26 protein-coding genes are annotated in these 25,962 nt (G+C 39.4%); 9 read left to right on the forward strand and 17 right to left on the reverse strand.

From position 1 onward, the window contains the following. The first annotated feature begins 150 nt into the window (after window positions 1-150). Window positions 151-657 (forward strand): DUF2480 family protein, encoded by a 507-nt coding sequence (locus tag EFY79_RS03135; protein WP_123119238.1) that lies wholly within the window; start codon window positions 151-153, stop codon window positions 655-657. Between the two features lie 59 nt (window positions 658-716). Here the strand turns inward: EFY79_RS03135 and EFY79_RS03140 are convergent, their stop codons facing one another. Further along, window positions 717-2,195 carry an alpha-amylase gene (locus EFY79_RS03140; RefSeq protein WP_123119239.1) on the reverse strand — a complete coding sequence of 493 codons (1,479 nt, stop codon included), beginning with the start codon at window positions 2,193-2,195 and terminating at the stop codon, window positions 717-719. Between the two features lie 74 nt (window positions 2,196-2,269). Next, window positions 2,270-3,454, reverse strand: coding sequence for an NAD(P)/FAD-dependent oxidoreductase (locus EFY79_RS03145; RefSeq protein ID WP_123119240.1), 1,185 nt, complete (start codon window positions 3,452-3,454; stop codon window positions 2,270-2,272). A gap of 181 nt (window positions 3,455-3,635) precedes the next feature. Between EFY79_RS03145 and EFY79_RS03150 the strand changes: the two genes are divergently transcribed. Beyond that, on the forward strand, window positions 3,636-4,370 hold the full coding sequence (locus EFY79_RS03150; protein ID WP_123119241.1) for a DNA-formamidopyrimidine glycosylase family protein: 735 nt from the start codon (window positions 3,636-3,638) through the stop codon (window positions 4,368-4,370). A gap of 18 nt (window positions 4,371-4,388) precedes the next feature. Here EFY79_RS03150 and ypfJ read toward each other — a convergent pair whose 3' ends face one another. The 4 genes from ypfJ to EFY79_RS03170 all read right to left on the reverse strand — a co-directional run bounded on the left by ypfJ (window position 4,389) and on the right by EFY79_RS03170 (window position 9,029). After that, entirely contained in the window at window positions 4,389-5,234 is an 846-nt protein-coding gene (ypfJ, locus tag EFY79_RS03155; RefSeq protein ID WP_123119242.1) for a KPN_02809 family neutral zinc metallopeptidase, read from the reverse strand. A 38-nt stretch (window positions 5,235-5,272) separates the two neighbouring features. Then, complete coding sequence (locus EFY79_RS03160) at window positions 5,273-6,049, reverse strand: enoyl-CoA hydratase/isomerase family protein (protein WP_123119243.1); 777 nt, start codon at window positions 6,047-6,049, stop codon at window positions 5,273-5,275. 68 nt (window positions 6,050-6,117) lie between these two features. After that, window positions 6,118-8,187, reverse strand: coding sequence for a phenylacetic acid degradation bifunctional protein PaaZ (gene paaZ, locus EFY79_RS03165; protein WP_123119244.1), 2,070 nt, complete (start codon window positions 8,185-8,187; stop codon window positions 6,118-6,120). Window positions 8,188-8,435: 248 nt separating this feature from the next. Beyond that, entirely contained in the window at window positions 8,436-9,029 is a 594-nt protein-coding gene (locus EFY79_RS03170; RefSeq protein ID WP_123119245.1) for an adenylate kinase, read from the reverse strand. Between the two features lie 157 nt (window positions 9,030-9,186). Between EFY79_RS03170 and msrB the strand changes: the two genes are divergently transcribed. After that, the gene (msrB, locus tag EFY79_RS03175; RefSeq protein ID WP_123119246.1) at window positions 9,187-9,627 is read left to right on the forward strand and encodes a peptide-methionine (R)-S-oxide reductase MsrB; all 441 of its coding nucleotides are present in this window, start codon (window positions 9,187-9,189) and stop codon (window positions 9,625-9,627) included. 4 nt (window positions 9,628-9,631) lie between these two features. Here the strand turns inward: msrB and EFY79_RS03180 are convergent, their stop codons facing one another. Beyond that, window positions 9,632-9,916: a GlsB/YeaQ/YmgE family stress response membrane protein gene (locus EFY79_RS03180; RefSeq protein WP_123119247.1), complete on the reverse strand. Its 285-nt coding sequence runs from the start codon at window positions 9,914-9,916 to the stop codon at window positions 9,632-9,634. 196 nt (window positions 9,917-10,112) lie between these two features. Here EFY79_RS03180 and EFY79_RS03185 point away from each other — a divergent pair, with 196 nt between their 5' ends. The 5 genes from EFY79_RS03185 to EFY79_RS03205 all read left to right on the forward strand — a co-directional run bounded on the left by EFY79_RS03185 (window position 10,113) and on the right by EFY79_RS03205 (window position 13,872). After that, window positions 10,113-10,907: an MlaE family ABC transporter permease gene (locus EFY79_RS03185; protein WP_123119248.1), complete on the forward strand. Its 795-nt coding sequence runs from the start codon at window positions 10,113-10,115 to the stop codon at window positions 10,905-10,907. After that, entirely contained in the window at window positions 10,907-11,680 is a 774-nt protein-coding gene (locus EFY79_RS03190) for an ABC transporter ATP-binding protein (protein WP_123119249.1), read from the forward strand. The genes EFY79_RS03185 and EFY79_RS03190 overlap by 1 nt, the downstream gene beginning before the upstream one ends. 2 nt (window positions 11,681-11,682) lie before the next feature. Then, window positions 11,683-12,687 carry an MlaD family protein gene (locus tag EFY79_RS03195; RefSeq protein ID WP_123119250.1) on the forward strand — a complete coding sequence of 335 codons (1,005 nt, stop codon included), beginning with the start codon at window positions 11,683-11,685 and terminating at the stop codon, window positions 12,685-12,687. Window positions 12,688-12,764: 77 nt separating this feature from the next. After that, entirely contained in the window at window positions 12,765-13,214 is a 450-nt protein-coding gene (locus EFY79_RS03200) for a rhodanese-like domain-containing protein (RefSeq protein WP_123119251.1), read from the forward strand. A gap of 13 nt (window positions 13,215-13,227) precedes the next feature. Continuing rightward, window positions 13,228-13,872 carry a hypothetical protein gene (locus EFY79_RS03205; RefSeq protein ID WP_123119252.1) on the forward strand — a complete coding sequence of 215 codons (645 nt, stop codon included), beginning with the start codon at window positions 13,228-13,230 and terminating at the stop codon, window positions 13,870-13,872. Between the two features lie 170 nt (window positions 13,873-14,042). Here EFY79_RS03205 and EFY79_RS03210 read toward each other — a convergent pair whose 3' ends face one another. The 10 genes from EFY79_RS03210 to thiL all read right to left on the reverse strand — a co-directional run bounded on the left by EFY79_RS03210 (window position 14,043) and on the right by thiL (window position 24,976). Continuing rightward, window positions 14,043-14,915 (reverse strand): OmpA/MotB family protein, encoded by an 873-nt coding sequence (locus tag EFY79_RS03210; protein WP_233577909.1) that lies wholly within the window; start codon window positions 14,913-14,915, stop codon window positions 14,043-14,045. A 189-nt stretch (window positions 14,916-15,104) separates the two neighbouring features. Further along, window positions 15,105-16,223, reverse strand: coding sequence for an ABC transporter permease (locus EFY79_RS03215; RefSeq protein ID WP_123119254.1), 1,119 nt, complete (start codon window positions 16,221-16,223; stop codon window positions 15,105-15,107). Beyond that, window positions 16,220-17,326 carry an ABC transporter permease gene (locus EFY79_RS03220; protein WP_123119255.1) on the reverse strand — a complete coding sequence of 369 codons (1,107 nt, stop codon included), beginning with the start codon at window positions 17,324-17,326 and terminating at the stop codon, window positions 16,220-16,222. Before EFY79_RS03220 ends, EFY79_RS03215 begins: the two co-directional genes overlap by 4 nt. A gap of 205 nt (window positions 17,327-17,531) precedes the next feature. Then, window positions 17,532-18,275, reverse strand: coding sequence for an ABC transporter ATP-binding protein (locus EFY79_RS03225; RefSeq protein WP_123119750.1), 744 nt, complete (start codon window positions 18,273-18,275; stop codon window positions 17,532-17,534). Between the two features lie 17 nt (window positions 18,276-18,292). Next, window positions 18,293-19,216, reverse strand: a complete 924-nt coding sequence (locus EFY79_RS03230; protein WP_123119256.1) for an ABC transporter ATP-binding protein — start codon at window positions 19,214-19,216, stop codon at window positions 18,293-18,295. A gap of 5 nt (window positions 19,217-19,221) precedes the next feature. Beyond that, a complete protein-coding gene (locus EFY79_RS03235; RefSeq protein WP_123119751.1) occupies window positions 19,222-20,163 on the reverse strand; it encodes an HlyD family secretion protein in 942 nt (313 codons plus the stop codon). A 24-nt stretch (window positions 20,164-20,187) separates the two neighbouring features. Continuing rightward, window positions 20,188-21,486, reverse strand: a complete 1,299-nt coding sequence (locus EFY79_RS03240; protein ID WP_123119752.1) for a TolC family protein — start codon at window positions 21,484-21,486, stop codon at window positions 20,188-20,190. An 8-nt stretch (window positions 21,487-21,494) separates the two neighbouring features. Continuing rightward, the gene (locus EFY79_RS03245) at window positions 21,495-22,112 is read right to left on the reverse strand and encodes a TetR/AcrR family transcriptional regulator (protein WP_123119257.1); all 618 of its coding nucleotides are present in this window, start codon (window positions 22,110-22,112) and stop codon (window positions 21,495-21,497) included. Window positions 22,113-22,434: 322 nt separating this feature from the next. Beyond that, window positions 22,435-23,895, reverse strand: a complete 1,461-nt coding sequence (locus tag EFY79_RS03250) for a S41 family peptidase (RefSeq protein WP_123119258.1) — start codon at window positions 23,893-23,895, stop codon at window positions 22,435-22,437. A 49-nt stretch (window positions 23,896-23,944) separates the two neighbouring features. Then, complete coding sequence (gene thiL / locus EFY79_RS03255) at window positions 23,945-24,976, reverse strand: thiamine-phosphate kinase (protein WP_123119753.1); 1,032 nt, start codon at window positions 24,974-24,976, stop codon at window positions 23,945-23,947. Between the two features lie 214 nt (window positions 24,977-25,190). Between thiL and EFY79_RS03260 the strand changes: the two genes are divergently transcribed. Beyond that, window positions 25,191-25,955 carry a glycoside hydrolase family 25 protein gene (locus EFY79_RS03260; RefSeq protein WP_123119259.1) on the forward strand — a complete coding sequence of 255 codons (765 nt, stop codon included), beginning with the start codon at window positions 25,191-25,193 and terminating at the stop codon, window positions 25,953-25,955. Window positions 25,956-25,962 lie beyond the last annotated feature (7 nt).

A 25,962-nucleotide genomic window follows, 5' to 3' on the forward strand; every position in this document is an offset into this window, starting at 1 on the left:
AATACTACACAAAATTTATCTACATCAAATTGTGAATAAACCCACCTAAAATTTAAAAATAAAAAAAAGAGGCTATCCTTTTGAGACAGCCTCTTGTGTTTTAAGAAATTGCCAAATTATCATTTTGTAACTTTACATAAAGCTGTTTTTATGGACGACATTATCATCAACAAAGTAGCTCAAAGTGTGCTCGAAACCCTAGACCTTGAAAATTTTTATCCCTCAGCCGACCTTGTAACGTTTGATTTGAAAGACTATTTGTTTATGGAGCTTATTTTGAAAGAAAAAGATTACCGGGACACATTAAAAAATTTAGACTGGACCCAATATGAAAACAAAATAGCGGTAATTACCTGTTCCGCCGATGCCATAATTCCACTGTGGGCCTATATGCTGGCAGTTAGCTATTTACAACCTTTTGCACAAGATGTTTTTTTTGGAAAAAAAGAACAGGTATTGGAAGATTTATTGTTAAAGAATATAAGTCAAATCAATCCTGAAGATTTCAGAGACAAACGGGTAGTAGTGAAAGGGTGTGGAGACAAGCAAATACCGGAAAGCGCTTTTGTAGAAATTACAAAAAAGCTGCGGCCGGTAGTAAAAAGCATCATGTATGGCGAGCCATGCAGCACCGTTCCTATTTATAAAAGAAAGTGAAAGAAGCAGATTTGCGGTTAAATAAAAAAAGCCAATATTTTTTCGTTTATTGGTATCCTTTATTTCTGAACCCATACGGATACTGATCCGCCATCGCAGAAAAACTTACCCCAGCCAGCCTTATTTATCTTTACTTCTTCCGGTCTTTTCTGAAGAAGGTCCACGAAAAATTTCCCTACATATCTTTTCCCTATTTCCATATTCTTATACCCCACTTCGCCGTTTGATAACACTACTGCGCAGCCTGTATGGTCTTCATCGCCTTCTCTTATCCAGCCCACACAATTTTTGTGATTGAAATAATCTCGCGTAGGCCCAAAAGCATTATTATGTCTTGCCTGCATCAGCATTTCAAGCTCATCTACTTTTTCAAGCCATATTTCATATTCATTTCCATCTTCACCGGTATCCCGATAATGAGCCCCATAAATATCAGGATAAAAAATGCAGGGATAGCCTTCAAAGCGAAGCAGAATTAAAGAATAGGCAATTGGTCTAAACCATGCTTCCACCGGTGCTTCCAGCGATTGCAAGGGTTGCGTATCATGATTGGCGACAATGGTCACCGCCTTTTGCGGATGTATTTTTAATAGTGTATTATCAAATATTTTTCGCATGTCATAATGCCTTCCTGACCGGGAAGCCTGATGAAAATTATTTTGAAGACAGCAATCAAAGAGGCTCATTTCATGATCGGTTTCATCAATGTATTTTAATAAAAGATCTAATGAATGAGGAGCCCAGTATTCTCCCACCGTAAAAATTTCCTTTTGCGTATAATCCCTGATTTCGCGCAGCCAATCCTTATAAAACCATGTAGGTATATGTTTAACCGCATCCAGCCTTACGCCGTCAAAATTGCGTTGGTACCAGTACCATTTTCCCCAATTTACAAGATGGTTTTTCACAGCCGGATTTCTGAAATCAATATCATTGTACATCAGGTAATCATAATTTCCGCGTTCATCGGTAATCATATCCTGCCATGTATCACCGTAGTCATTCAAAATTTTAAAGATGGCTTTTTCACCTGTATCGTGTGCATAATCCACACCGGTGAAACACATAAAATCCCATTGAAAGTTGGTGTACTTATTATTCCGGCCGGGAAAGGTAAACTTCGTATAAGCATCAATTTCGAAGGGCTCTGAGATGGGTTTGGTTCGGTCGTCCGGATCTACTTTTACCACTTTGATTCTTTCTATTTCATCGCCGCCGGCTTTATGATTGAGCACAATATCTACAATCACCTGCATTCCGGCAGCGTGCACGGCGTCAATCGCTTCAATGTATTCCTGCCTTGTGCCGTATTTTGTGCGTACTGAACCTTTCTGGTCAAACTCGCCCAAGTCATATAAATCATATGGGTTGTAGCCTTCACTATAGCCGCCATTTGCGCCTTTATAAGCGGGTGGAAACCAAATGGAGGTGAATCCAATTTCTCTCAGCCGTGGGGCTTCTGATTTTATTTGCTTCCACAGGCTTCCGTTGTTAGGAAGGTACCAGTGAAAATATTGAAGCATGGTTCCTTGTGGCATTTATTTTTTAATTGTATTAATTTACTCGTATGGATAAATCGGATTGCGAAGTAAAAATAGCAGAAATTTGTTTCTTATTTTTTAAATACAGGTTTAAAGTCATCAGCCCGAATCCCGGCGGGAAACCGGCCTTCTTCCATCATAGTGGCAGCAATTTTCCCCAGAGCGTCGCTGCTCATGGCTGCGTAACCATTTCCGCCGGCAGCGAGATACAAACCAAAATTACCAATCGCGCCAATGTAAGGTTTGCCATGTGGCGTATAACAAACGATGCATCTCTTTTCAAAATATTCTGAACAGGAAAGCTGCGGCAGAATCTCGTGTGCCGCTTGTAATAGCCCGCTAACATCTAAGCCGGCTGAGCAATTGAACCAGTTTTTAATTTCATCTGAAGTAGTAAAAAATTGATCACCCGAAATATTTGCGCCTACTTTAAGATAATAATTTTCATCAGGATATTTTACAGGCTGAATTAAATAGATATCCTGGATGCCCGGCTGGTTTATCTTATATAGCAGAGCTGGCAGGGATTGTAATCTTAATGCTTGATTTTCTTCTACCTTTATCAAAACTGTTGATTCACTTTTTAGTTTTAATTCAATTTTAGCCCTTAGAAGCTCAAAGAAATTGGTAAACGCGCCGGTTGCCAACAGTACTTTTTTCGCCTCGAAAATTTGCCCGCTAAAACAAATTACTTTTATAACATTTTTTTCTAAATCAATTTTTTTCACTGTTTCATTAAACAATTTTCCACCATTTTTTTCAAAAGCGTTTTGCTGCGCCTGTATCAGCAAGCGAGGATTAATGTGTCCGGCAGGCGCAGGTTCATAAAAACCTTTTGCAAAAGGAGGGAAAGAGAATTCACTGTTAATTCCCTTCATCGAATCCACACTTTCGGCAATTCGATATGCAATTCCGGATTTCTTTGCCCGGGATTCATATTCACGGATAAAAAAATCAGGGTTGTCAGGGAATACAGTTAAACAGCCTTCTTCAGACCGGAAACGGATATTCGTTTCCTTTTCAAGCTGTGCAAATGCCTTTGCACTTTGGTGGTTGAGCATGGTAGTAACAGCATCTTTGCCTACCAATCCCTGGATTCTTGCGGCATCATAATGGCTGGCAAAAACAATTTTTTCCCTGGATGTGGTGGCTTCATCAGGCCCAACTAACGCCACGCTTTTTTTCATACGGCTGATGTATTTTGCAGCCGCGCTTCCAATCAAACCCCTGCCGATTATAATGCTGTCGTAAATCATTAGTAATTCAATCGTTATATTTTTCTTTCGTTTTCAGAATCATTGAATCATTGACTCAGTCGTTTCGGTTCTTGTAAATTTCCTTAAAAGATTTTATAGTAAACAAATAAATATGCCTCTTTTATTTTATAATGCGGTCTTATAATTGGTTTAACTTTTGAATGGAAATTAGAAAACAAAAATGCCCGAAGGACCTACGATAGTAATTTTAAAAGAAGAAGTATCAGCGTTTAAAGACAAAAAAGTTATTGCTGTGGAAGGAAACAGTAAGCTTGATATCCAAAAAATGGCGGGAAAAACTATAGTTGATTTCAAGAGTTGGGGCAAACATTTTTTAATTTGTTTCAAAGGGTTTTCGGTGCGCATTCATTTTATGCTGTTTGGCAGCTACCGGATAAACGACAGGAAAGAAGGTGCGCCAAGGCTTCGGCTTATTTTTAAAAACGGCGAATTGAACTTCTACGCATGTTCTTTAAGGTTTATTGAAGAAGATTTGGACAAAGTATATGATTGGAGCGGAGACGTAATGAATCCTCTCTGGAACCCTGCAAAAGCCAAAAAGAAATTAAAGGCAAGGCCCGACATGCTTGTGGCAGATGCATTGCTGGACCAGAATATTTTCGCCGGCGTAGGCAATATTATAAAAAACGAAGTGTTGTATAGAATACATGTTCATCCTGAATCTACAATTGGGCAGCTTCCTGCAAAAAAGCTGGCTGAGCTGATAAAGGAAGCCAGGGAATATAGTTTTCAATTTCTGGAATGGAAAAAACAATTTGTTTTAAGAAAGCACTGGCTGGCCCACACCAAAAAAATGTGCGAAAGATGCAAGCAGCCTTTTGAGAAAAAATATTGCGGCAAAACAAAAAGACGAAGTTTTTTCTGCACGCAATGCCAGGAGTTGTACGTTGAATAATTTTTTAGAAAAAACTTTCTATTCTTCTGAGGACGACGCAAAAGTATTGCCCTGTTTCAGGTCGCCGGTTTCATAACCCTTTTTGAACCAATACATCCTTTGCTCTGAGGTTCCATGGGTAAATGAATCCGGCGTAACTGTTCCCTGGTATTCCTGTTGAAGGCGATCGTCTCCAATCGCATTCGCCGCGGTAAGCGCTTGCTGTATATCGTCCGGATTGATAACGTTCTTCATCTTTTGATCATAATGAGCCCATACGCCGGCATAGAAATCTGCCTGCAATTCCAATCGTACTGAATATTTATTGTATTCTGTTTCACTTACTTGTTGGCGAAGTTGTTCCATTTTTTGGGTAACGCCTAATAAATCCTGTACATGATGGCCGACTTCGTGAGCCACTACATAAGCCATGGCAAATTCGCCACTGGCGCCGAACTGATCGCTTAATTGTTGGGCAAAAGACAGGTCGATGTATAGTTTGCCGTCGGTCGGGCAATAAAACGGCCCGGTTTGGGCGCTTGCATTTCCGCAGCCGGATACAGTGGTTCCGTTAAAAAGTACCAGCGTAGGATCTGTGTAAGTTCTGCCCATGTCAGAAAATAATTTAGACCATACATCTTCCGTATCTGCAAGCACTACTTTTACGAACGCCGCCTCTTTATCTTCTGCAGCTTTTTGTTCCTGTGTCATTTGCTGCTGCTGCGGCACCAATTGTTGCAAATCGCTTACATCGCCGCCCCCGAGTAAAAATTTTGCAAGAATAAAAATTACTCCTATAACACCGCCGCCAATTGCCAAACCACCGCCTGAAATTCCTCTACGGTCTTCGACATTCGAACTTTCTCTTCTGCCCCGCCATTGCATAATTATACGTTTTAAAAAGTGAACTAAAATTGTTTCCGTTATTTCCGGATTCTTCTTCTAAAATTCTCAATAGCATTTTTTGTGAAATCGCTTAAGATTAACCGGCCGCTTATCGCCGCTCTTTCTTTGAGAAGCGAATCCCAGTTTTCTGTTCCGTGCCAAAACATTTTTTTCATTTCTGCAATGGCTTCCGGATTTGAATGCGCTAAAGATTCAGCGAGCCGGTACACGGCTTCATCCATGTCCTGGGCCGATTGATGCACTTCAGCAAACAAACCTTTGTGTTTGGCCCAATCCGCATTTCTCCAAAGTGTGGCATCTATAGAAAGCTGGCTGAAGCCCGAAGTTCCTATTTTTCTTTCGATGGCCGGGCCCACGACAAAAGGGCCGATACCGATTGAGAGCTCACTTAATCTTACTTCAGACTCTTTTACTGCGATAGCATAATCAACCGCGGCTGCAAGGCCAACACCGCCGCCCACGCATTTGCCATGTATTCTGCCGATGATAAATTTATTACAATTTCTCATTGCATTTATCACATTGGCAAAACCTAAAAAAAACTCCATTCCTTCTTTTTCATTTTTTACGGCTATCAGTTCATCGAAACTGGCGCCTCCGCAAAATGCCCCGTTGCCTCCGCTTCTCAGGATTACCACTTTAGTATCATGAGTTCCTGCGTAATGAATTTCTTGCCCTAATGCACTTAAAAGTTTTCCCGGTAAAGAATTGCCCTGAGGATGAAAAAACTCAATGGTCGTAATTCCGTGTTCAGTGTGAGAAGTTACGTATCCTTCCCTAAGTGCGTCGGTCATAAAAAAAAGTTTGTATTACTGAAAATAATTGCTGGTTAATTTAACTATTTTATTTCCTTACAGTAAAATTAATATTTCTTTCGAACCATTGTAAGGATTGTTCCCACGCCGCTTATCTCATCTGTATCATCCAAAATCTCAACATACCATTTTACAATTCCTTTTGGAATATCAATTCCTTTTGTGTTTTTAGTTTCGGGGGTAATTTCTTTCAGCTCCTGTTCAATTTTTTCTTTGCAAGTCAGTTTTACATAGATGGACGTACCCGGATAAACCGGTTTTGTAAATCGTAATTCCTCAATTCCATAATTTAATAATACCGGGTTTTTTTTATAACTATCAACAAATAGGCCAGCCGCAGCGCTAATGATAAAGTAACCATGTGCTACCTGCTCGTCAAACATGGTATCTGAAAAGTCTGTTTTTTGGAGATGGGCATAAAAATGGTCGCCGGTCAGGTCAGCAAATTTGTCAATATCTTCTGAAGTGATTTCACGCTTCTCTGTTACAAATTGGTCGCCAATAGTTAGTTCGTCAAAATATTTTTTAAAGGGATGAATCGAATTTTTATTTGCTTTAGCACCCGGCTGATACACATTTGTAACCGCGGTAAGCATTGTTGGTGAACCTTGCAGCGCTACTCTTTGCATATAGTGTTTAATGCCGCGCAGGCCACCCATTTCTTCACCTCCGCCGGCCCTTCCGGGGCCACCATGCGTAAGTAGTGGCAACGGCGAACCATGCCCCGTGCTTTCTTTAGAGCAATCCCTGTTCAACACCAAAATTCTTCCATGGTAAGTGCCCGAGCCCAAAATAAAATCCTTTGCTATTTGTTCGTTTACTGTTACCAGCGAGCTGCAAAGGCTGCCCTTTCCCAGTTTTGCCAACTCAATGGCTTCTTCTAAAGTTTTATAAGGCATTACAGTGCTTACAGGGCCAAAAGCTTCTGTATTATGCACTTCTTCTGAAGAAAACGGCTTTTCGTTTTTTAATAATAAAGGGCTTATAAAAGCGCCTTTTGTGGCTTCTGCGTCAATCAGTTCAACGCTGTCCAGGCTGCCATAAATAATTTGCGAGGAGGCCAATAGTTTTTGAACCTGCCCGATAACTTCTTTTTTTTGGGATAGCCCTGCGAGCGCTCCCATTCTTACTTTTTCGTTTTCAGGGTTACCAATTTTTGTTTGCGACAAAGAGGTACTGAGACTTTTCCAAACGGCTTCCATTTTATTTTCAGGAACAAAAATTCTTCGTATGGCCGTACATTTCTGGCCGGCTTTCGAGGTCATTTCTTTATGCACTTCTTTGATAAAAATATTCCATTCGGGCATATTCTCATCAACATCTTCTGCTAACACGATGCAATTAAGTGAATCTGCTTCGAGGTTAAAAGGCACATTTTCTTTTAAAACATTTGGATTGGATTTCAACATCAAGCCTGTAGAAGCGGATCCGGTAAAAGTGATGACGTCCTGCGCATATGTGTGATTAATAATGTCACCGGCGCTGCCGCAGATTAATTGCAAGGCGCCTTCCGGTAAAATTTGAGAAGATATGATTTCGCGAACTACCGCTTCTGTAAGATAGGATGTAATGGTGGCGGGCTTTACAACGGCCGCCATTCCTGCCAGTAAATTCACTGCAATTTTTTCCAGCATGCCCCAAACCGGAAAATTAAAGGCGTTAATATGTAAGACTACGCCTTCTTTTGGTAACAGAATATGCTGGGCCGCAAATGTTCCCCCTTTACTCAGGCCAATATTTTCTCCGTCCAAAGCAAAAATTTCGTCAGGTAATTTTCTTCTTAATGAGGCATTTGAAAACAGGTTTCCGATTCCCCCTTCAATATCAATCCAGCTATCTGCGCGCGTGGCCCCGGTTTTATAGCTTATGGGATAAAAATTTTCTTTTTTTTCTAAAAGATGAAGCGCAAGCGCTTTCAACATCCTTCCCCGCTCCTGGAAAGTCATTTTTCTCAAAGCCCTGCTTCCCTTTTGCCGTCCATAATCCAGGATAGACGCAAAATCGAGACCCTTCGTGGTAGCATTTGCAATTATTTGCCCATTTACTGCATTATATAAGTGCTGACCCTCTCCATCGCCTTCCATCCAATTGCCCAGTACATAATTTTGGAGTTTCATGTCTAAAAATGATTTTAATTAATGTACATAAAATTCCGAAAAATTATGCGGTAAACAGCGAGAGATAAAATAAATGTAAGTTGCGAAGTACCTATTTACCAGATTATTTAGAATTCAGCAAAGCCTGGATATCCCACCAAAGACCTGTTTTATTTGTGGAATAAAACGATAAAAGATTTTGTAAAAATATTGTTGTTGATAAAGATGTGTTTGGCAAAATGGATAATCAAGTGGAGTTTTTTAAAGATTTAATCGCAGTTATCAATTTTCATCAGCCTGTTTATTTCGTCGGTGAGGCGCTTGAATATTTCCTCAATTGTGCCTTCACCGTTTATCATCTCTACTTTATTTTCCTTTTTATAGTGGTCTGCCACGGAGGCCGTTTTTTTATGATACTCCTGTATGCGTGCTTTTATTACCTGTTCATTACTGTCGTCTGAGCGGCCGCTGGTTTCTCCACGTTTTACAAGCCTTTTAATAAGTTCGCTCTCGCTCACATCCAGCGCAAGCATTACATCAATGCAGGTATTCTTTTTTGCCAACAAGGCATCAAGTTCTTCGGCCTGTATTGCGGTTCGCGGAAAACCATCAAATAAAAACCCTGCTACGCCCGGATTATTATCCAGGGCGTCATTTATCATTCCTATTACCACTTCATCAGGCACAAGCAGGCCTTTGTCCATATTTTTTTTTGCTTCCAGCCCGAGAGGTGTCTTCCTGGAAATTTCATTTCTCAGCAAATCACCCGTAGAAAGATGTTTGAGATGGTATTTTGCAATTAGTTTTTCAGATTGTGTTCCCTTGCCACTACCGGGTGGTCCAAATAAAATGAGATTAAACATGGGCTTATTGAAATCCTGATGAGCTTCAAATATACTGGATGCTTTTTAAAAATCGCAAGAGCATGATAAAAAGCATCATTTTTCTTAAAAAAGGCAATCATTTTTTGATTTCGTAACTTTACGAAAGCCAGCAGGCTTAAAAATTAAACAAAAACAAATGATCACAGATAACAAAGCAAAAGGTTTTTTAAAGGGGGACAGAAATCCGAACGAGATACAAAATAATGAATGGAAAAATATTTTGCCCGATGAAATTTATCACATTGCGCGCGAAAAGGGCACTGAAAGGCCCGGCACAGGGAAATATTATCAACACAAAGAAGCAGGAACCTACTATTGCGCCGTATGTGGAAATCCTCTTTTTAAAAGCGATGGAAAGTTTAACAGCAGTTGCGGCTGGCCTAGTTTCTTTGAGCCCATTTCCAAAGACAGCCTGATATATCACCCCGACAATTCATTTGGCATGCGGCGGACAGAAGTCCAATGTGGAAAATGCCATTCGCACCTTGGGCATGTTTTTGAAGATGGCCCGCCGCCTACCGGATTAAGATATTGTATTAATTCAGTTGTGTTGGGTTTTGAAAAAGCGGAAAAGTAGATTTTTAATCTCGCCCGGTAAAGGCTCTTCGCAGTAAAGCAACAAAAAAGGTAAAAATTGCTGAGCCTATTATAGCCCAAATAATTGGAAAAGGCTTTCCCTCAACATTTACTGTAAAAAAATCAGGGAGGCCTAATTTTCCAGCTACCCAAAGGCCAATGTAAGCCCCGATAAAGCCAATAACTATAGAAACAAGGCAACCGCCAACGTTATAGCCGGCAATTGATTGGCCAATTCCACCGCAGATGGCGGCGATTAATAACAAGATGAAAAATCCGAAAAGCGTCATAGTATAAAATTTAATTGTAAGAATTAGCTTTCATAAAATTAGTCTATTATGTATAGCAAATAAACAGCCCGCATTTTATTTTTCCAATAAAAAATATGGGATCTTGATTTTTTTAGCCTGATCTTTGACATGCTATAAAAAGTTTCAGCAATAAAGGTCAAGGAGCCATCTTCGTATAAAGAAAAGTAGATTTAGCATGATGAATAGTAAACCGATTGAAAAAAATTTAATCTCAAAAAAGATAGATAATTTCTTTCTTGATTTTTATTCCGCCACCCGGTTTATCATCCGATTTTTTAAGGAGCTTTTTGTTCCCCCTTACGAACTGAAGGAAATCATTAAACAATGCTACGAAATAGGATATAAATCTTTATTTCTGATTTCACTTACCGGTTTTATTACAGGCCTGGTTTTTACAAAACAATCGCGTCCGTCGCTGGCTGATGTTGGCGCTACCTCATGGATTCCAAGTCTGGTGGCTATTGCTATTATCCGCGCTTTGGCCCCTTTGGTTACTGCCCTGATTTGCGCTGGCAAAGTGGGATCAAACATTGCCGCTGAATTGGGCTCAATGAAGGTTACTGAACAAATTGACGCGATGGAAGTATCCGCAGTAAATCCTTTTAAGTTTTTAGTAGTAAGCAGGGTATTGGCTACCACGCTGATGATACCTATATTAATGTGTTATACCGGGCTGGTGGCCATGATGGGCGCTTATTTAAACGTTCATCAAAATGAGATGACAAGCTTCATAACTTTCTTTCAACAGGCTTTCCAAAAAATTTCTTTTCTTGATATAATTTCATCATTAATAAAAAGCATTGTATATGGGTTTACAATAGGCATGGTAGGATGTTACAAAGGTTTTCATGCCAAAAACGGAACTGAAGGCGTGGGAAAGGCTGCTAATTTATCTGTGGTTCTTTCCATGTTTTTGATATTTATTGAAGAAATCCTGATTGTGCAAATAACAAATAGCATACGTTACTAATGGAATTAGAGAGAGAAAATTATAAGAAGGATGATGTGGTGATCTCGATAAGGGATTTATATAAAGCATTTGGGGATAACGAAGTACTGCGTGGCCTTGATCTTGATGTACATGAAAAAGAAAATGTGGCGGTATTAGGAAGATCGGGCACCGGAAAATCAGTATTGATTAAAATCGTTTGCGGTTTATTAAAGCCAGACAGCGGCGGGGTGAATGTTTTGGGAGAAGAAGTAGAATTACTGAACGGCAAGCAATTACAGGAACTCAGGCTACAAATCGGATTTTCTTTTCAAAACAGCGCCTTGTATGATAGTATGACGGTGAGAGAGAATCTGGCTTTTCCTTTAGTAAGACATGCGAAGCATTTAACTAAAAAGGAAGTGAAAGAACAGATAGAAAGAGTGTTGAATGAAGTAGGGCTCATTCAAACGATTAACCAGATGCCGTCAGAACTTTCGGGCGGTCAGCGAAAAAGAATAGGGATAGCGAGGACTTTGATTTTAAGGCCGAAGATTATGTTGTATGATGAGCCTACCTCGGGGCTAGATCCTATAACGAGCATTGAAATAAACAATCTCATCAACCAGGTGAAACATAAATTCAATACCACTTCTATCATCATCACTCACGACCTTACCTGTGCGAAAACCACGGGCGATAAGGTGGCGATGTTGTACGATGGAAAATTTATTAAAAAAGGAACATTTGATGAAGTGTTTGCCAGCGATGATGAAAGAATTCAACATTTTTATAAATACAATTTTATTACATAATTATGAGATCGACCGGAAACAGACGGGGAATAATAGTCGGGATATTTATTGTGATTGGCCTCGCAATACTTATTTGGGCTATACTTACACTTGGCTCTCAAAAAAATACTTTTGAAAGATCAATTGGCGTTAAGACATTTTTTCAAAATGTAAATGGCCTTCAAAAGGGAAACAATATTTGGTTTTCCGGCGTAAAAGTCGGCACCATTGAAAATGTTTCTCTTATTGGGACAGGCAAGGTGGAAGTAGACATGAATATTAATGAAAAATCCATTCCCTACATACACAAAAATGCCAAGGCCAAACTTTCTACCGACGGCCTGATAGGAAATAAAATAATAGAAATATACGGAGGTACGCCGCAATCGCCACAGATTGCTGAAGGCGATGTTTTAAACAATGACGAATTGCTTAGTACCGATGAGATGATGGCCACCCTTTCAAAAAATAATGACAACCTCCTTGAAATTACAAACAACCTTAAAGTGGTAAGCGCCCAGATGGCCGAAGGAAAAGGATCTGTTGGCAAGCTGTTGAAAGACGAAACCTTCGCTAACGAACTTATAAAAACAGTGGGAATCCTGAAAAATGCATCGTCAAACGTGCAACAATTATCGGCGAATGTAAACCGCTATACAGCCCGGTTGAATGATTCCGGAACTCTTGCCAACGACCTTGTAAGCGATACCGTAATATTTAGCAGGTTAAGGTCCACCGTCGGAAAATTGCAGCAAATGGCGGATAAGTCAAATGAAGTAGTTAACAGCCTGCAGGGTGCGGCCAACACCGTTAACGACGGATTAAAAAATCCGAATACGCCGGCAGGAATGCTGTTAGGGGATGAAAAAACTGCCGCCTCATTAAAAATCACGATGCAAAATCTTCAGTCTGCCAGCGTAAAGCTGAACGATGACCTGGAAGCTGTTCAGCACAACTTCCTGCTCCGCGGATTTTTCAGGAAAAAGGCTAAGGCCGAAAAGGCTAATGCAGACACTTTATCTAAATAAGGCGCTTCCGGGCTTTTAAAAAAGTTAATTGAAGATTTTCCGAAAAAAAATATTTTATTTTTGAAAAAAGCCGCTTTATGAAAACAGGAAAATTATTTTTTTTCATCGCACTGACTTTTGTTCTGTTTGCTTTTCAGCAATGCAAAGCCCAGGAACCAAAGCCTGAAAACTGGACTTCCGGACAGTTGATGCAGCCCGCCGATTTGGCTCAGGCCCTAAAGAATAATAAAGATATTCCACTTATTTATTGCGTAGGTCCAGGCGTAGTGATCCCCCATTCTGTAAATATCGGCATGACGGATAAAGCCGAAAACATTCAGAAATTGAAAGATTCTTTAAACAAGGTAAGCCGCGATGCTAATATTGTTATTTATTGCGGCTGCTGCCCTTTCGCACGTTGTCCAAATGTGAGGCCGGCAATTGCGCTACTTAAGGAAATGAAATTTACCAATTATCATTTGCTCAATTTGCCTCATAATATTAAAACTGATTGGATTTCCAAAGGATATCCACAGATATCAGAATAAAAAACGGAGAAGCATGAATGAGATAAAAAAAATCGCCGTCCTGTCTTTTACAATGCTTTTTGTATCGCAGGTTTTTGCCCAAAGCGACGATATACCAGACTCAAGAAGAAAAACTGAATCATTTGAGCGATTTCATAACAACGAAATCCGCGCTGAGCTTGCCACTTTTACACTCGCAGGCATTGGCGAGGGTGCACCCACAACGCCGCTCACCAAAGTTACCTTTACTTCTTTGGGAAAAGATTCAATCGTTATCGAAGGCAGCGGCATAAAAGCCGAGGTAAAAACTGCGCCCTTTGATCCAACGAAACATAAGCTAAATTATGATGATAAAACCCTGGTCAGAATTGACAGAAGACCTTATTATGGCGGCGCCTATGGAAAAGTTCCTAAAACGGAAATCAGCAGCGTGATTTTGATAATTCGTGGCGATACGATCGATATTCCGGCCACAGCCTACAACGATTTATATAATTTAAATTTTACCTACACGGATAAAGGAGTAGAACGAACTACCGATGCTGTGTATATTACCGTATCAGGCACAAGGGTTTATCTTTACTTGTATTCCAGAGATCGGGTTGGCAGCTATGAAGTAACATGGATAATCCAGGACAGAAGATACCTGCGCCGGATTTTGGATTATGACATCATGTAAATTCAATAGCGATAACGCTCACTTATCCTGCTCATTCCCTGAAAAGAATTTTCTTTTAGCAGAATAAAAATCTTTCTGATTTATTCTTTTACTGCCAGCCAGCATATAAAAAAGGCATTTATAAGTCTTGCTTACAAATGCCTTCTCATATATCTGTTGTTTGATTGCCGTTATGGAGTAGTTTTGGTTGAATCGCTTGGCGGATGGCCAATCAAATCCATAAACTGGTCAAGCTTTGGTGTAATAATAATTTCTGTGCGGCGGTTTTGAGATTTTCCATCCACGGTAGCATTGCTGGCAATGGGATTGTATTCTCCGCGGCCACCTGCGGTCATACGTTTTGGATCCACACCGAAATTATTTTGCAAGGCCTGCACTACGGAGGAGGCTCTTAAGGCGCTCAAATCCCAGTTGTTGCGGATGTTTGTTTTTGAAATCGGGACGTTATCGGTGTTTCCTTCCACCAGCACATCATAATCTTTATAATCTGTAATGATTTTTGCAATCTTTGAAAGAGTGGAATTTGCCCTATCTGAAATTTCATAGCTTCCGGATTTGTAAAGCATATTATCTGAAAGAGAAATATAAACTACGCCTTTCAATACTTTTACGTCCACATCCTGCATTTCATCTTTGCTGAGCGACCTTGTGAGATTATTGGTAAGCACCATGTTCAATGAATCGCTCTTGCTTTTTGAAGCAATCAGCTCCTGGATATATTTGTTGGAAGCATTTATCTCATCCACGAGTTTGGAAACATTTACATTTCCCTGCCCTGCGGAGGTAAGGCATTTGTCAAGCGCACTCTGCAATGAGGCTACATGGTTACGTTCGGCGTTTAATTGATCGCGCAATCCTGCAAGAAGCACATTAGCATGGTCGAGTTGCCCTTTGCATTCTTCGCTTTCTCTCGTTAACTGGCTGTTTCGTTCCATTACTTTGTTGTAATTGGAATAGAGCGCATTAAATTTTTTTGTGCTCGTGCAACTCGTGGCAAAAATCATTGCTGCTGCAGCAACCATTAAACTAACATTAATTTTCACTGTTTTAAAATTTTTAGTTAACAAATCGTGTATGTGTAAAAGAATTATGCCAAGATATTAATTTAAAAACAAACAGTTGGTAATATTAGCTTAAATGATAATTTTTTGCCAAAAAAATAAGAATTCTCCTTATTTGCCTGTTTACTGAGTACATAAAGCGTATGATAAAGCTTAGCTTTTAATGCAATGCTAATTTCGTTTTCTGTAATTTAATATTGCCCATCCGTTAAAGAATACCGCAAAGCCAATTACAGCAAAAATTTGATTTTGAATGTCTGCAATTCCGCTTCCTTTTAAGATTACCATTCGCATCACTTCAATAAAATAGGTAACGGGGTTAAACCACGTGATTACTTGCGCCCAATGCGGCATGCTCTCAACAGGTGTAAATAATCCGCTCATCAAATTAAAAATCATGATTAAAAAAAAGGCTACCAAAAAAGATTGCTGCTGTGTTTCGGCATAGGTAGAAAGCAGCAAGCCCAGCCCAAGTATGGCCAGTAAATAAATGGCTGAAAATAGGTAAATGGTGAAATAGCTTCCCAGGGGAATGATGCCATACACCAGCCAGGCGATGATTAGCCCCGCAGTTAAAACTACCAATGCCAAAATCCAAAAAGGAATTAATTTACCAAGAATAAAATAAGTCTTTTTAATCGGGCTCACATTGATTTGTTCAATCGTGCCCAATTCTTTTTCTTTCACAATATTGAGTGCCGCAAAATTGGAACCTATGATGGTGATGAGCATTACCAATATGCCCGGCACCATAAAATAGGGATAATTCATTTCAGGATTATACCAGTCAGAATATTCCACGTCAATAACCGGCTGGGGATTAAACCTTGGAAACTGAATCCATTTCATTCTTACCGTCTGGTTATAGTTTTGTATGATTTGTTGAATGTAAGCAGAGCCAAGACCCGCCTTGATTCCATTGATGGCATTGGCCGCAACAAACAGATCGGCTTCGCTATTTTTAATAAGTTTTTTTTGAAAATCGGCCGGAATTTCTAAAATAATATCTGATTTATCCAATTCAACCGAGCGCAACGCTTGCGAAAATATAGCGCTGTATTCTTTTAACCTGAAATACCCGGAAGAGGTAATCTTGTTAATTAATATTTGTGAATATTGAGAATGATCATTGTCAACAACCGCCAGGTTGATGTTTTTTATTTGATAATTTGCGGCCAAAGGCAAAATGAGTAATTGCGCAAGCGGCGCTATGAACAATACCCGGAATATCGAAGGATCGCGGAAGATTTGGCGAAATTCTTTTTGCAATAAAAATTTGAGTACTCTCATGCCAGTCTCATTTTAAAGCTTCTGATACTGATGCCTAATATCACTAAAGTCATTATTATCAAAATCAATGTTTCTTTCCAAATAGCCCAGAATCCAAGCCCTTTTATCATGATAGATACCACGATTGTATAAAACCATTTTGCGGGAACAATGTTTGACAACACCTGTAACGGCCAGGGCATGCTTTCAATAGGAAACAGGAACCCGCTGAATAACAAGGTGGGCAAAAACAAACTCAACAGCGAAGTAAACATGGCGGATTGCTGTGTGGAGGAAGCATTGGAAATTAATATGCCGGTTGCGAGGGCGGTGATAGTAAACAAAATGCTTTCCATTAGCAGCAAAGCGAGGCTTCCGTTTATAGGGACTTTGAGAACATAAACACTCAGCACCAGGATACAGGCAACATTAAAAATAGAAACAGCGAGGTAAGGAATTGTTTTAGCTATGATTATCCGAAAGGGCTTTAGAGGAGAAACCAGGATGACTTCCATAGTGCCTAATTCTTTTTCTTTTACAATAGCAATTGACGTCATCATCGCGCAAACCAGCATAAGAACCAAAGCCATTACCCCGGGCACGAAGCTATAAGCCGATTTAAGTTCAGGGTTATAAAGCATTCGCAGGTTGGTTTTGATGGTATAGGGCAAATCTTTATTTTGTTCCAGTGATTGCTGGTAATCGTGGATGATAGAAGAGGCGTAAAAAGTCAATGTGTTAGCCGTATTTGGGTCGCTGGCGTCTGCGATCAATTGTACCTGTGCAAAATTATTATGGCGAAGATCATGTTGAAAATTTTGAGGAAAAACAACGGCGAGCCTTATTTTGCCCTCCCGAAATGTAGCGCCAATTTCTTCGTAAGACCTGAGATATTTAATAACCCGAAAATACCTGCTTGCGTTAAATTCATTAATAACCGCCGTTGTTGCTGCATCCTTTGATTGATCGAAAACCGCTATTTCTGCGTTCTTCACTTCATTGGTTAGCGCGAACCCATATAAAATAATTTGCACTATGGGCATCCAAATCAAAATAAATAAAGTTCGCCTGTCTCTCCAGATATGAAGCCATTCTTTTTTTACTAAAATTAAAAATTGGTTCATGGTAAAAAGCTTTTAGCGAATTTTATTCATCTAAGTGTCTTTATTTGAATACTGAATATTGATTATTGAATATTGATACTTTATTCACTTCCTTCAAATGTCAACATACATTTACTTTTCATAGCCTTTTAAAGCAGAATAAAAATTTCAGTTATTTGTTCGTTTACTGTTTCATACTTTCTGTAAACCCCGGACCTCCATCACCTCACTCACTCCTAACCGCTTTTCTCGCCAAATGCAAAAACACTTCGTCCATTGAGCTCGCTGAATATTTTTTCTGCAGGTTGGCCGGAGAATCCAATGCATCTATTCTGCCATCAACCATTATTGAAACACGGTTACAATATTCTGCTTCGTCCATATAATGCGTCGTTGCAAAAATCGTGATGCCCCGTGCAGATGCTTCATAAATGAGCGTCCAGAATTCTCTCCTTGTTATAGGATCTACGCCACCCGTAGGTTCATCCAAAAAAACAATTGCCGGATCGTGAACGATGGCGATAGAAAATGCCAGCTTTTGCTTCCAGCCAAGAGGCAACGATCTTACTAATGTCTTCTCTTCTCCCTCCAAACGAAGCTGCTCCACCAGCGATTGGGTTTTCTTTTTTATTTGCTGATCACTCAATCCATAAATACCGGAGTAAAAACGTATGTTTTCCTTTATGGTTAAATCTTCATACAAAGAAAATTTCTGGCTCATGTAACCAATCCTTTTTTTGATGAGTTCATTTTGTTTGTAAATATCAAATCCTGCTACAGTCGCCGCTCCCGAAGTAGGCATTGACAATCCGCAGAGCATGCGTATCGCCGTTGTTTTGCCTGCACCATTTGCTCCGAGGAATCCAAAAATTTCTCCCTTGTTTACTTCAAAAGATATTTTATCGACAGCCGTGAAGTCACCAAATTTCTTTGTGAGTTCATTTGCGGTTATTACTTTATTGTTTTCCATTTTTTTATAAATCAAGTTTAGCTATTAGCCATCAACGCCATAAAACAATCTTCAATTCCCGGTTTGATAGCATGAATTTCAACCCCGGAAAAATTCCCTTTTGCTATAATTTTTTCAAGCTCCTCTTTATTGTTTTTGTCAGATTTGAAAACCACATGATGGTATTGGCCAAATGAGTAACAGCTTGCCACCAGAGGGTCTGCAAGAATTGCATTCATTAGAGAAAACATTTCATTCGATTTTACCGCCCACAGAGGTTTTTTAAATTCATCAATAATTCCGCGCGGGGTATTAATAGAAAGTATTTCACCCTTCTGAATTAAGGCAACCCTGTCGCACAGCCTGGCTTCGTCCATGTAAGCGGTAGAAACTAAAATTGTAATTCCCTGCTCTTTAAGCCTGTCGAGCATTTCCCAAAATTCTTTTCTCGAGACGGCGTCAACACCGGTGGTGGGCTCGTCAAGAAAAAGAACCGTGGGCCTGTGAATTAAAGCACAACTGAGGGCCAGTTTCTGTTTCATGCCGCCGGAAAGTTGCCCGGCTTTCCGGTCCTTAAAAGGCGCTATCTGCCCGTAAATATCTTTAATGAGTTCATAATTTTGGTTGATGTTCGCCCCGAAAATAGAGGCGAAGAATTCGAGATTTTCCTGCACCGTCAAATCCTGGTACAACGAAAATTTACCCGGCATATATCCTACCCTGTTCCGGATTTCTTTATAGTCTTTTATTACCTCAAAACCGTCAACAAAGGCTTTCCCTTTATCGGCCAATAATAAGGTGGTAAGTATCCGGAAAAGAGTTGTCTTTCCTGCGCCATCCGGCCCGATAATTCCGAATATCTCTCCTTTGTTAACAGAAAAAGAAATCCCTTTTAATGCATCTATCACTGACTTTTTAGCGCCATATGTTTTTACCATATTTTCAACAACAACAGCGGGCATATTATCTAATTGAAATTTACCTGGCCATACATTCCAATCTTGAGCAATCCGTCATTTTTAACCTGTATTTTCACTGCATACACCAGGTTGGCTCTTTCATCTTTTGTCTGAATTGTCTTTGGCGTAAACTCTGCCTTGTCTGAAATCCAGGTGATTACTCCAGGATATTCACGGTAGCTTTTTTCCGTGCTGTCAACAAAAACTTTTACCGGCTGATTTAATTTTATCTGTGCAAACTGGTTACCCGTAACGTATGCTCTTAAAGTGATAACCGAAAGATCGCCTATTGAATACAATGCCTTTCCGGGCGCGGTATATTCACCGGCCATTGCATATTTTGTCAACACTGTTCCACTTACGGGATTTTTTATAAGGGCGCGTTTCATCTGATCTGTAATCTGCGCGATAGACTTCCTTAATGGATTTGCCTGGCTGAGCACAGTCCGGTTTTGAGAGTTGGTGGCTGATTCCTGTACTTTTATTTGTTGTTCATTTACCGCAATTTGTTTTCTATAAACGGCAATTTGCGTATTGATGTCGTCTAGTTGTTTTTGAGTGGCCGCATCTGCTTTGATCAATCTCTCTGTTCTGTCTTTTTCATGAAGCGCATTTTCAAGTTGCACTTTCAAAACGTTTATCTGGTCGTTCAAAAGCTTTACCTGCGGCGCTACGTTCACGGTCTTTTCATGAAGCGCCTCAAGCGTGGCTTCCGCCTGCGCCTTTTGTAATTGTAGCGGCACAGAATCGATATAACCTACGACACTGTCTTTTGTCAGGACAGAGCCTTCGCGGATGTTAAGTGATTCTATCTGACCACCCACCTCTGCAGAAACAACAGTTTCATCCGCTTCAAAGGTTCCGGAAGCATCAAAATCGCGTGCGTTGGAATTGCAGGAAAAAAGTGACGCACCTGCCAGGCTAACGTAAATGAGTAAACGCAATTTCATTTCCATTTTATTTTAAATTTTTAATTATCTGTTGTTGATATTCCCTGTAATGTTCTGATAACTGTATTGTGCCTGCAGCAATTGCACTTCGTGAATAATTTTATTTTGCCGTGCCTGGTCTTCGGCTATCACCTGGCTGATGTAATCATGAGCACTGAGCACACCGTTTTCAAGCTGTGCAAAAGCGGCTTTTTTAACTGAGCTTCTGAGTTCGATAATTGAATTGTCTTTTTCAATAAGACTGTCAAATTTTTGCACGCTTTCCTTCTGTTGCAATTGTGAAATTTTAGTATTGAAAAGAAAAACTTCTTTTTGAGTTTCCAAAGAATTCCTGTTAATGTCCAGTAAGTGCAAATTGTTTTTCAGGGTATACAGACTACCGAAATCCCAGTTAAAGCGTACGCCTCCAATATAATACCATTGAAAATCATTACTTAGAAAATTCAATCCCGGCCTTCCATAGCCGCCCTGAACAAAAAAGCTGACCCGGGGCTTTATTTGGTCTTTCAGCAGGTTAGCCCTGAGATCATAAATTTTTTTCTGAAATTCAAAAGCTTGTATTTCAGGCCGGTTGATTTCTTCCCTTAGAGATGGCGCAGGTGGCTTTTCTAGCGCCAGGGCGGTATCCTGTTCCTGGCCTGTAAAAAGTTTAAGCATATCCAAATAAGCTTTTTTGGTTGCGCTCATTTCAACGTGTGATTGCTGAGCCTGCAAAAGCTGGGCGGATAATTCATCCACGCTGCTCCTGTAAGCCACTCCGTTAGCCACAAAGGCCTCTGCTTTTTCAACGCCGTTTTGTATATCTTTTTGAAGCAGAAGGTTTTGATTCAATTGTTCTTCCATCAAAAGAGCGCCAAAAAAAAGCTGGTTTACTCTTTCATACAAGGCGTATAATTGTACTTCAAGATTTTGTTGTTCTAAAGCGCCATTCGCTATCGCTGATTCCTTTTTATTTTTAATTACGCCTCCGTCATAAGTTATCTGACTAGCTTCTGCATACATTTTATATTGGTCTTTGTTGAATTGTGGAATATGAATGCCCGGAACATTGAACGGGAAATCCGTTACACTTGATTGATAAGTGGCCTGGCCTCTTACAGAAAATGAAGGCAAAAAATCTTTTGCTGCGTTTGCCACGGTAAAGTCTGTAGTCTTTGTGATCAGATCTCTCTGTTTAATAAGGGGATAATTTTTCTTCGCCAGGGTGTAGGCTTTTTCAATTGAAAGCGTGTCAACTTTCTGTCCATATAGTGCGAAATCAAAAACAGAAAATAATAGAATCGTCACAAAACTCCTTCTTAACCAAACAGTTAATTTATTCATATAAAAAATCATTTTTTAATTGAATCAATTATAAATTTTGGAATCTCCTTCTTTCGCTGTTGCATTATATTCCTGAATTGGAGTTCATCTAGTTGCATCACAAACTGTATCATGGGCTTACCCACAAAAGGGAATATTGACAGCGAGATGAGATTGATGAGTAAATGTACCGGGCTGATTTTCCTTATGGTTCCTTTTTTCGTTTCCTTCTCAATCTGGTCCAGGAATTTACGAGGCATGGGAATCTTTTTTTTATCCCATACTTTTTCAAGAAATTTTTCGCTGTCCCTGCTGATCTCATTCAGTACAAACAAAGGCAGATACGGATTTTCAGACATTACCGTTATGTATTCATCACAGAAGCGTTCGATCTTGTCAAATAAAGGAACATCGGATTCAAAGATGGCATTGATTTTTGGAAATAATTTTTCAGCGGCTTCTGCAAAAATCATTTCAAACAATTTTTCCTTGCTCCTGAAATAATAATGTAAAAGTGCTTTATTAATTCCTGCCTCATCTGCTATATCCTGCATGCGAGCGCCAGCCATTCCTTTGGTCACAAAAACTTTTTTAGCGGCATCTAGGATTTTTTCCTCTGTAGTCTTTTCCTTTTTATTTTTAACCATATCATTTAACCAATTGGTTAACGAATATAGAAATCAATTTTCATATGGTCAAATTTTTATAAAAATGGTCTATAGTTCTTTCAAAACAAAAATTCAGCTTATTTGCCTGTTTACCGGCAGAATAGAATTACCTGCTAAAAATATTTTGATTGGAGGATGATGATTTGTAGAAATCAGGAGAAAAGATCAACAGCCAAATTTAATCGTGGTAATGCATGAAGATTTACCGGCAAACGGTAAACCAGCAAACCTGTTTTTAATTTAATAAAGTAATGTAACGGCTAGGCCTACACGAATATGATTTCTAAATTATTCAGTTGTGTTAATCTTTATTCTTTTGGCGTATCAATTCTTTTACTTTTTCAACTTTTGTATCAATCCCGCCCAGGATATCCTGCCAGTCGGGGCCTACATAAACATCCGGCGCAACGCCTGTGCCCTTCACCGCCACATGTTTATATTGCACCAATTTAAAAAACGGGAGTCTTACTCTGATTTTTGTATTCGGTAAAGTAATATCCGGAATCAGAATCCCCGAATTGCCATACCATCCTCCACCGGTTTCTTCGCCCACCAATTCAATATTTTCCTGGCCTTTTACTGCATTGCAAAATATTGTGGATGCAGAAAACGTAAGTCCATTTGTGAGTACATATACATCTCCGTTGAAATGATTTCTGCGTTTTGGCCTGAAGATATGTCGTTCCCAATATCCAAAATGAAATTTTCCGTCTTCCTCTTTATGGGTTACAAAATGCAGCCCGATGTTGTTAAAAAATCCTTTAGAAATGTAGCGTGTATAGGGCGCCAGGCCATTGCTGACGGCTACTGCAGTATCTGCAACCTTAAAAGGCGTGTTTCTTAAATATCTGGTAAGAAAAGCAGATTTAATAATATCTCCTCCCCCATTTATTCTCAAATCTATTATAAGGTTTTTCGTTTTGTTACGTTTCATTTCACGAAATGAACGCCGGAAGAAGTTTTTCAGGTGGCCTTTTGAAAATCCATTTACAGTCATTAATGCCGTTGAGGAATCAAATTGCAGAGAGCGAATCCGCGCCATTTTTTCCTCACGGGTATATTTAATTTTCTTTATTTTCTTTTTCTTTTTGGACGAATCAATCACGGGCTCAAAGTAAGGAATAACAGAAGATTTTTTTACACCGTTCGTATCGGTATAGTCCACCAGGTAGCTTTTGTACAACCCGAAAATATTTCTGTGATAATACGGGAAATCTGCGCTGAGCCTTATATAATTGATATTTTCAGCATAGCCGTCTTCTACAAGAAAGTGAAACATATAATCAATCATTTCGCGGTTGTTGATTCCATTGATTGAAGTAACAAAAGAACCTGTAGGAATCAGCCGGTTTCTGATATTAAGATTACCCACCACCAGCATAGTGTCTTTCCATACTTTTAAATAAAGGGGAAAGCAGGGTATCACTTTATTTTTTATGAAGCGATTCCATCCTTTACTCATAATAAAGCTCGTATGGCCGCAGTGAATAACAGAAGTTAAAGGAGCAATAACCTTCCATCCAAACTGGAGCTCTGTCATGGAATCGCGGATGCTGTTGTAACCCGCATCGAAATAAGAATCCATGCTGTCTTTGGAAGTGTACCAATAAAGCGAAGGATGTTTTGATTCCAGGATTTCGCGCAGCAAAGTATAATCCTGTTGCAGTTGTTGTTTAGAGTATTTTTTATTGGGATTGTAATTCCTTGAGGCAGCACAGGAAAACAGAACCGGAAGAAGTAAGAAAAAAAAATATTGCCTCATGTTAACATCCGTAAAAATTGGAATGAAAATTTGATTTGGATTTTTAATTTTATTTCAGGGCATTCCATCCCTGGGCCGTAAGCGGATGTGTATTTCCTCCTTTGGTGATGATAACAGATCCCTTTTCCTTTTCAGTAATATAACCTACGATGCTGATATTTGGATTTTCAGAAACTTTGTCAAAATCTTTTTGACCGATGGTGAAAAGCAATTCGTAATCTTCGCCACCGCTTAGGGCGCAGGCTGTAGGGTCCAGCTCAAGTTTATAGGCAAACTGGCGGGCCATTTCATTTATGGGAATTTTTTCTTCATATAAAACACAGCCTGTTTCGCTTTTCTTACAGATGTGCAGCGCTTCACTGCTTAGGCCATCACTAATATCAATCATCGACGTTGGTTGAATTTCTTTTTCTTCAAAAAACTCAATAATGTCGCGCCTTGCCTCTGGTTTTAAAATTCTTCCTACGATATAATCCTGGTTTTCCAGGTCGGGTTGCACGCCCTTTGTTTCCAGGAAAATTTTCTTTTCTCTTTCAAGCAAAGTCAATCCTAAAAAAGCTCCACCCAATTCGCCACTTACACAGATCAAATCATCTTTTTTAGCTCCGCTTCGCGTTACAAATTTATCCGGAGCTACCTCACCGATGGCAGTTACACAAATGATAAATCCCTTTTGCGAAGAAGTAGTGTCGCCTCCTACAAGATCAACATTGTATTTATCACATGCGGCATACACCCCTTCATAAAATTCGTTGAGCGCCTCCACGCTAAACCGGTTGCTGAAGGCGATGCTCATTGTTATCTGTGTGGGATGTGCATTCATGGCGTACACATCGCTCAGATTAACGATTACACTTTTATAACCCAAATGTTTTAGCGGAGAATACATCAAATCAAAATGAATTCCTTCTACCAGCATGTCCGTGGTAATCACCGTTTGTTTACCAAAATGATCCATCACTGCCGCATCATCACCAACAGATAAAACTGTGGATGCGTTTTTTATTTCATTATTTTTTGTAAGGTGATCAATCAGGCCAAATTCACCAAGCGTGGAAACTTCTGTTCTTTGTGGGTCCATTAAATTATGATTTAAAAAAATTGAAACTACTATAAACAAAGTTACTTGCATTTTTTCAGCCTTTCTAAACAGTAAGCCAACAAATAATCATTTATTTATTTCCAATTACATCAAAGGCAAATCCGTATCTTTTTAAAAACAGGAAAAGGTTTTTTTAACTTTACAAATAATTTCGAAGCAATTGTTGGAATGAATTAAAATTAAGAGAAACCCTTTGGCAAAAAAAAAGAAACGTACTTCAGGCACATTTTTCAAAATATTTATAGCGCTTTGTATCCTAATCACTTGCTTTTATTATATTTTTCGCTTGTTGATATTTCCTCCACACGTTTTTTATTCCGGCTTTCAGATAGAAATTCCCAACGGTTATGAAATTCATGGAATAGATGTGAGCCGTTATCAAAGTATTATTAATTGGAAAGAGGTAAAAGAGATGACGGATGACGGAATAAAAATTGGCTTCGCTTTTATTAAGGCCACTGAAGGAACCAGTATCGTGGATGAACAATTCAGGCGCAATTGGGCAGAAGCGGAATCTGAAAATATTCCCAGGGGCGCTTATCATTTTTTTGTACCAAAGCGAAATGCAAAAAAGCAGGCTCAGAATTTTATACAAATTGTCGATTTAAAACCAGGTGATTTACCACCGGTGTTAGATGTAGAAAAGAGTCGCGGCGTTTCTGTAAATGAAATGCAGAAAGAAGTGAAAGCGTGGCTGGATGCGGTAGAAGAACATTATGGCGTAAAGCCGATTCTTTACACCAACATTGATTTTTATGAACATTATTTCCAAACGGGATTTGATGAGTACCCTTTATGGATTGCGCATTATCTGCAGCCAGACAAGCCAAGGATTGAAAACAAATGGGTCTTTTGGCAACACAGTGAAAAAGGCCGCGTGGATGGCATAAACGCCTTTGTTGATTTCAATATTTTTTATGGTGACAGCAGCGATTTCCAGGAATTGCTTATTCCATAAGAGAAAT

This window comes from Hanamia caeni (assembly GCF_003721595.1).
Taxonomy (GTDB): Bacteria; Bacteroidota; Bacteroidia; order Chitinophagales; family Chitinophagaceae; genus Ginsengibacter; species Ginsengibacter caeni.

What these genes read in the sequence shown, in the direction of transcription:
- EFY79_RS03135 (WP_123119238.1), top strand. Translation starts at nt 151, where the DNA reads ATGGACGACATTATCATCAACAAAGTAGCTCAAAGTGTGCTCGAAACC.
- EFY79_RS03140 (WP_123119239.1), bottom strand. Translation starts at nt 2,195, where the DNA reads ATGCCACAAGGAACCATGCTTCAATATTTTCACTGGTACCTTCCTAAC.
- EFY79_RS03145 (WP_123119240.1), bottom strand. Translation starts at nt 3,454, where the DNA reads ATGATTTACGACAGCATTATAATCGGCAGGGGTTTGATTGGAAGCGCG.
- EFY79_RS03150 (WP_123119241.1), top strand. Translation starts at nt 3,636, where the DNA reads ATGCCCGAAGGACCTACGATAGTAATTTTAAAAGAAGAAGTATCAGCG.
- ypfJ (WP_123119242.1), bottom strand. Translation starts at nt 5,234, where the DNA reads ATGCAATGGCGGGGCAGAAGAGAAAGTTCGAATGTCGAAGACCGTAGA.
- EFY79_RS03160 (WP_123119243.1), bottom strand. Translation starts at nt 6,049, where the DNA reads ATGACCGACGCACTTAGGGAAGGATACGTAACTTCTCACACTGAACAC.
- paaZ (WP_123119244.1), bottom strand. Translation starts at nt 8,187, where the DNA reads ATGAAACTCCAAAATTATGTACTGGGCAATTGGATGGAAGGCGATGGA.
- EFY79_RS03170 (WP_123119245.1), bottom strand. Translation starts at nt 9,029, where the DNA reads ATGTTTAATCTCATTTTATTTGGACCACCCGGTAGTGGCAAGGGAACA.
- msrB (WP_123119246.1), top strand. Translation starts at nt 9,187, where the DNA reads ATGATCACAGATAACAAAGCAAAAGGTTTTTTAAAGGGGGACAGAAAT.
- EFY79_RS03180 (WP_123119247.1), bottom strand. Translation starts at nt 9,916, where the DNA reads ATGACGCTTTTCGGATTTTTCATCTTGTTATTAATCGCCGCCATCTGC.
- EFY79_RS03185 (WP_123119248.1), top strand. Translation starts at nt 10,113, where the DNA reads ATGATGAATAGTAAACCGATTGAAAAAAATTTAATCTCAAAAAAGATA.
- EFY79_RS03190 (WP_123119249.1), top strand. Translation starts at nt 10,907, where the DNA reads ATGGAATTAGAGAGAGAAAATTATAAGAAGGATGATGTGGTGATCTCG.
- EFY79_RS03195 (WP_123119250.1), top strand. Translation starts at nt 11,683, where the DNA reads ATGAGATCGACCGGAAACAGACGGGGAATAATAGTCGGGATATTTATT.
- EFY79_RS03200 (WP_123119251.1), top strand. Translation starts at nt 12,765, where the DNA reads ATGAAAACAGGAAAATTATTTTTTTTCATCGCACTGACTTTTGTTCTG.
- EFY79_RS03205 (WP_123119252.1), top strand. Translation starts at nt 13,228, where the DNA reads ATGAATGAGATAAAAAAAATCGCCGTCCTGTCTTTTACAATGCTTTTT.
- EFY79_RS03215 (WP_123119254.1), bottom strand. Translation starts at nt 16,223, where the DNA reads ATGAGAGTACTCAAATTTTTATTGCAAAAAGAATTTCGCCAAATCTTC.
- EFY79_RS03220 (WP_123119255.1), bottom strand. Translation starts at nt 17,326, where the DNA reads ATGAACCAATTTTTAATTTTAGTAAAAAAAGAATGGCTTCATATCTGG.
- EFY79_RS03225 (WP_123119750.1), bottom strand. Translation starts at nt 18,275, where the DNA reads ATGGAAAACAATAAAGTAATAACCGCAAATGAACTCACAAAGAAATTT.
- EFY79_RS03230 (WP_123119256.1), bottom strand. Translation starts at nt 19,216, where the DNA reads ATGCCCGCTGTTGTTGTTGAAAATATGGTAAAAACATATGGCGCTAAA.
- EFY79_RS03235 (WP_123119751.1), bottom strand. Translation starts at nt 20,163, where the DNA reads ATGAAATTGCGTTTACTCATTTACGTTAGCCTGGCAGGTGCGTCACTT.
- EFY79_RS03240 (WP_123119752.1), bottom strand. Translation starts at nt 21,486, where the DNA reads ATGAATAAATTAACTGTTTGGTTAAGAAGGAGTTTTGTGACGATTCTA.
- EFY79_RS03245 (WP_123119257.1), bottom strand. Translation starts at nt 22,112, where the DNA reads ATGGTTAAAAATAAAAAGGAAAAGACTACAGAGGAAAAAATCCTAGAT.
- EFY79_RS03250 (WP_123119258.1), bottom strand. Translation starts at nt 23,895, where the DNA reads ATGAGGCAATATTTTTTTTTCTTACTTCTTCCGGTTCTGTTTTCCTGT.
- thiL (WP_123119753.1), bottom strand. Translation starts at nt 24,976, where the DNA reads ATGGACCCACAAAGAACAGAAGTTTCCACGCTTGGTGAATTTGGCCTG.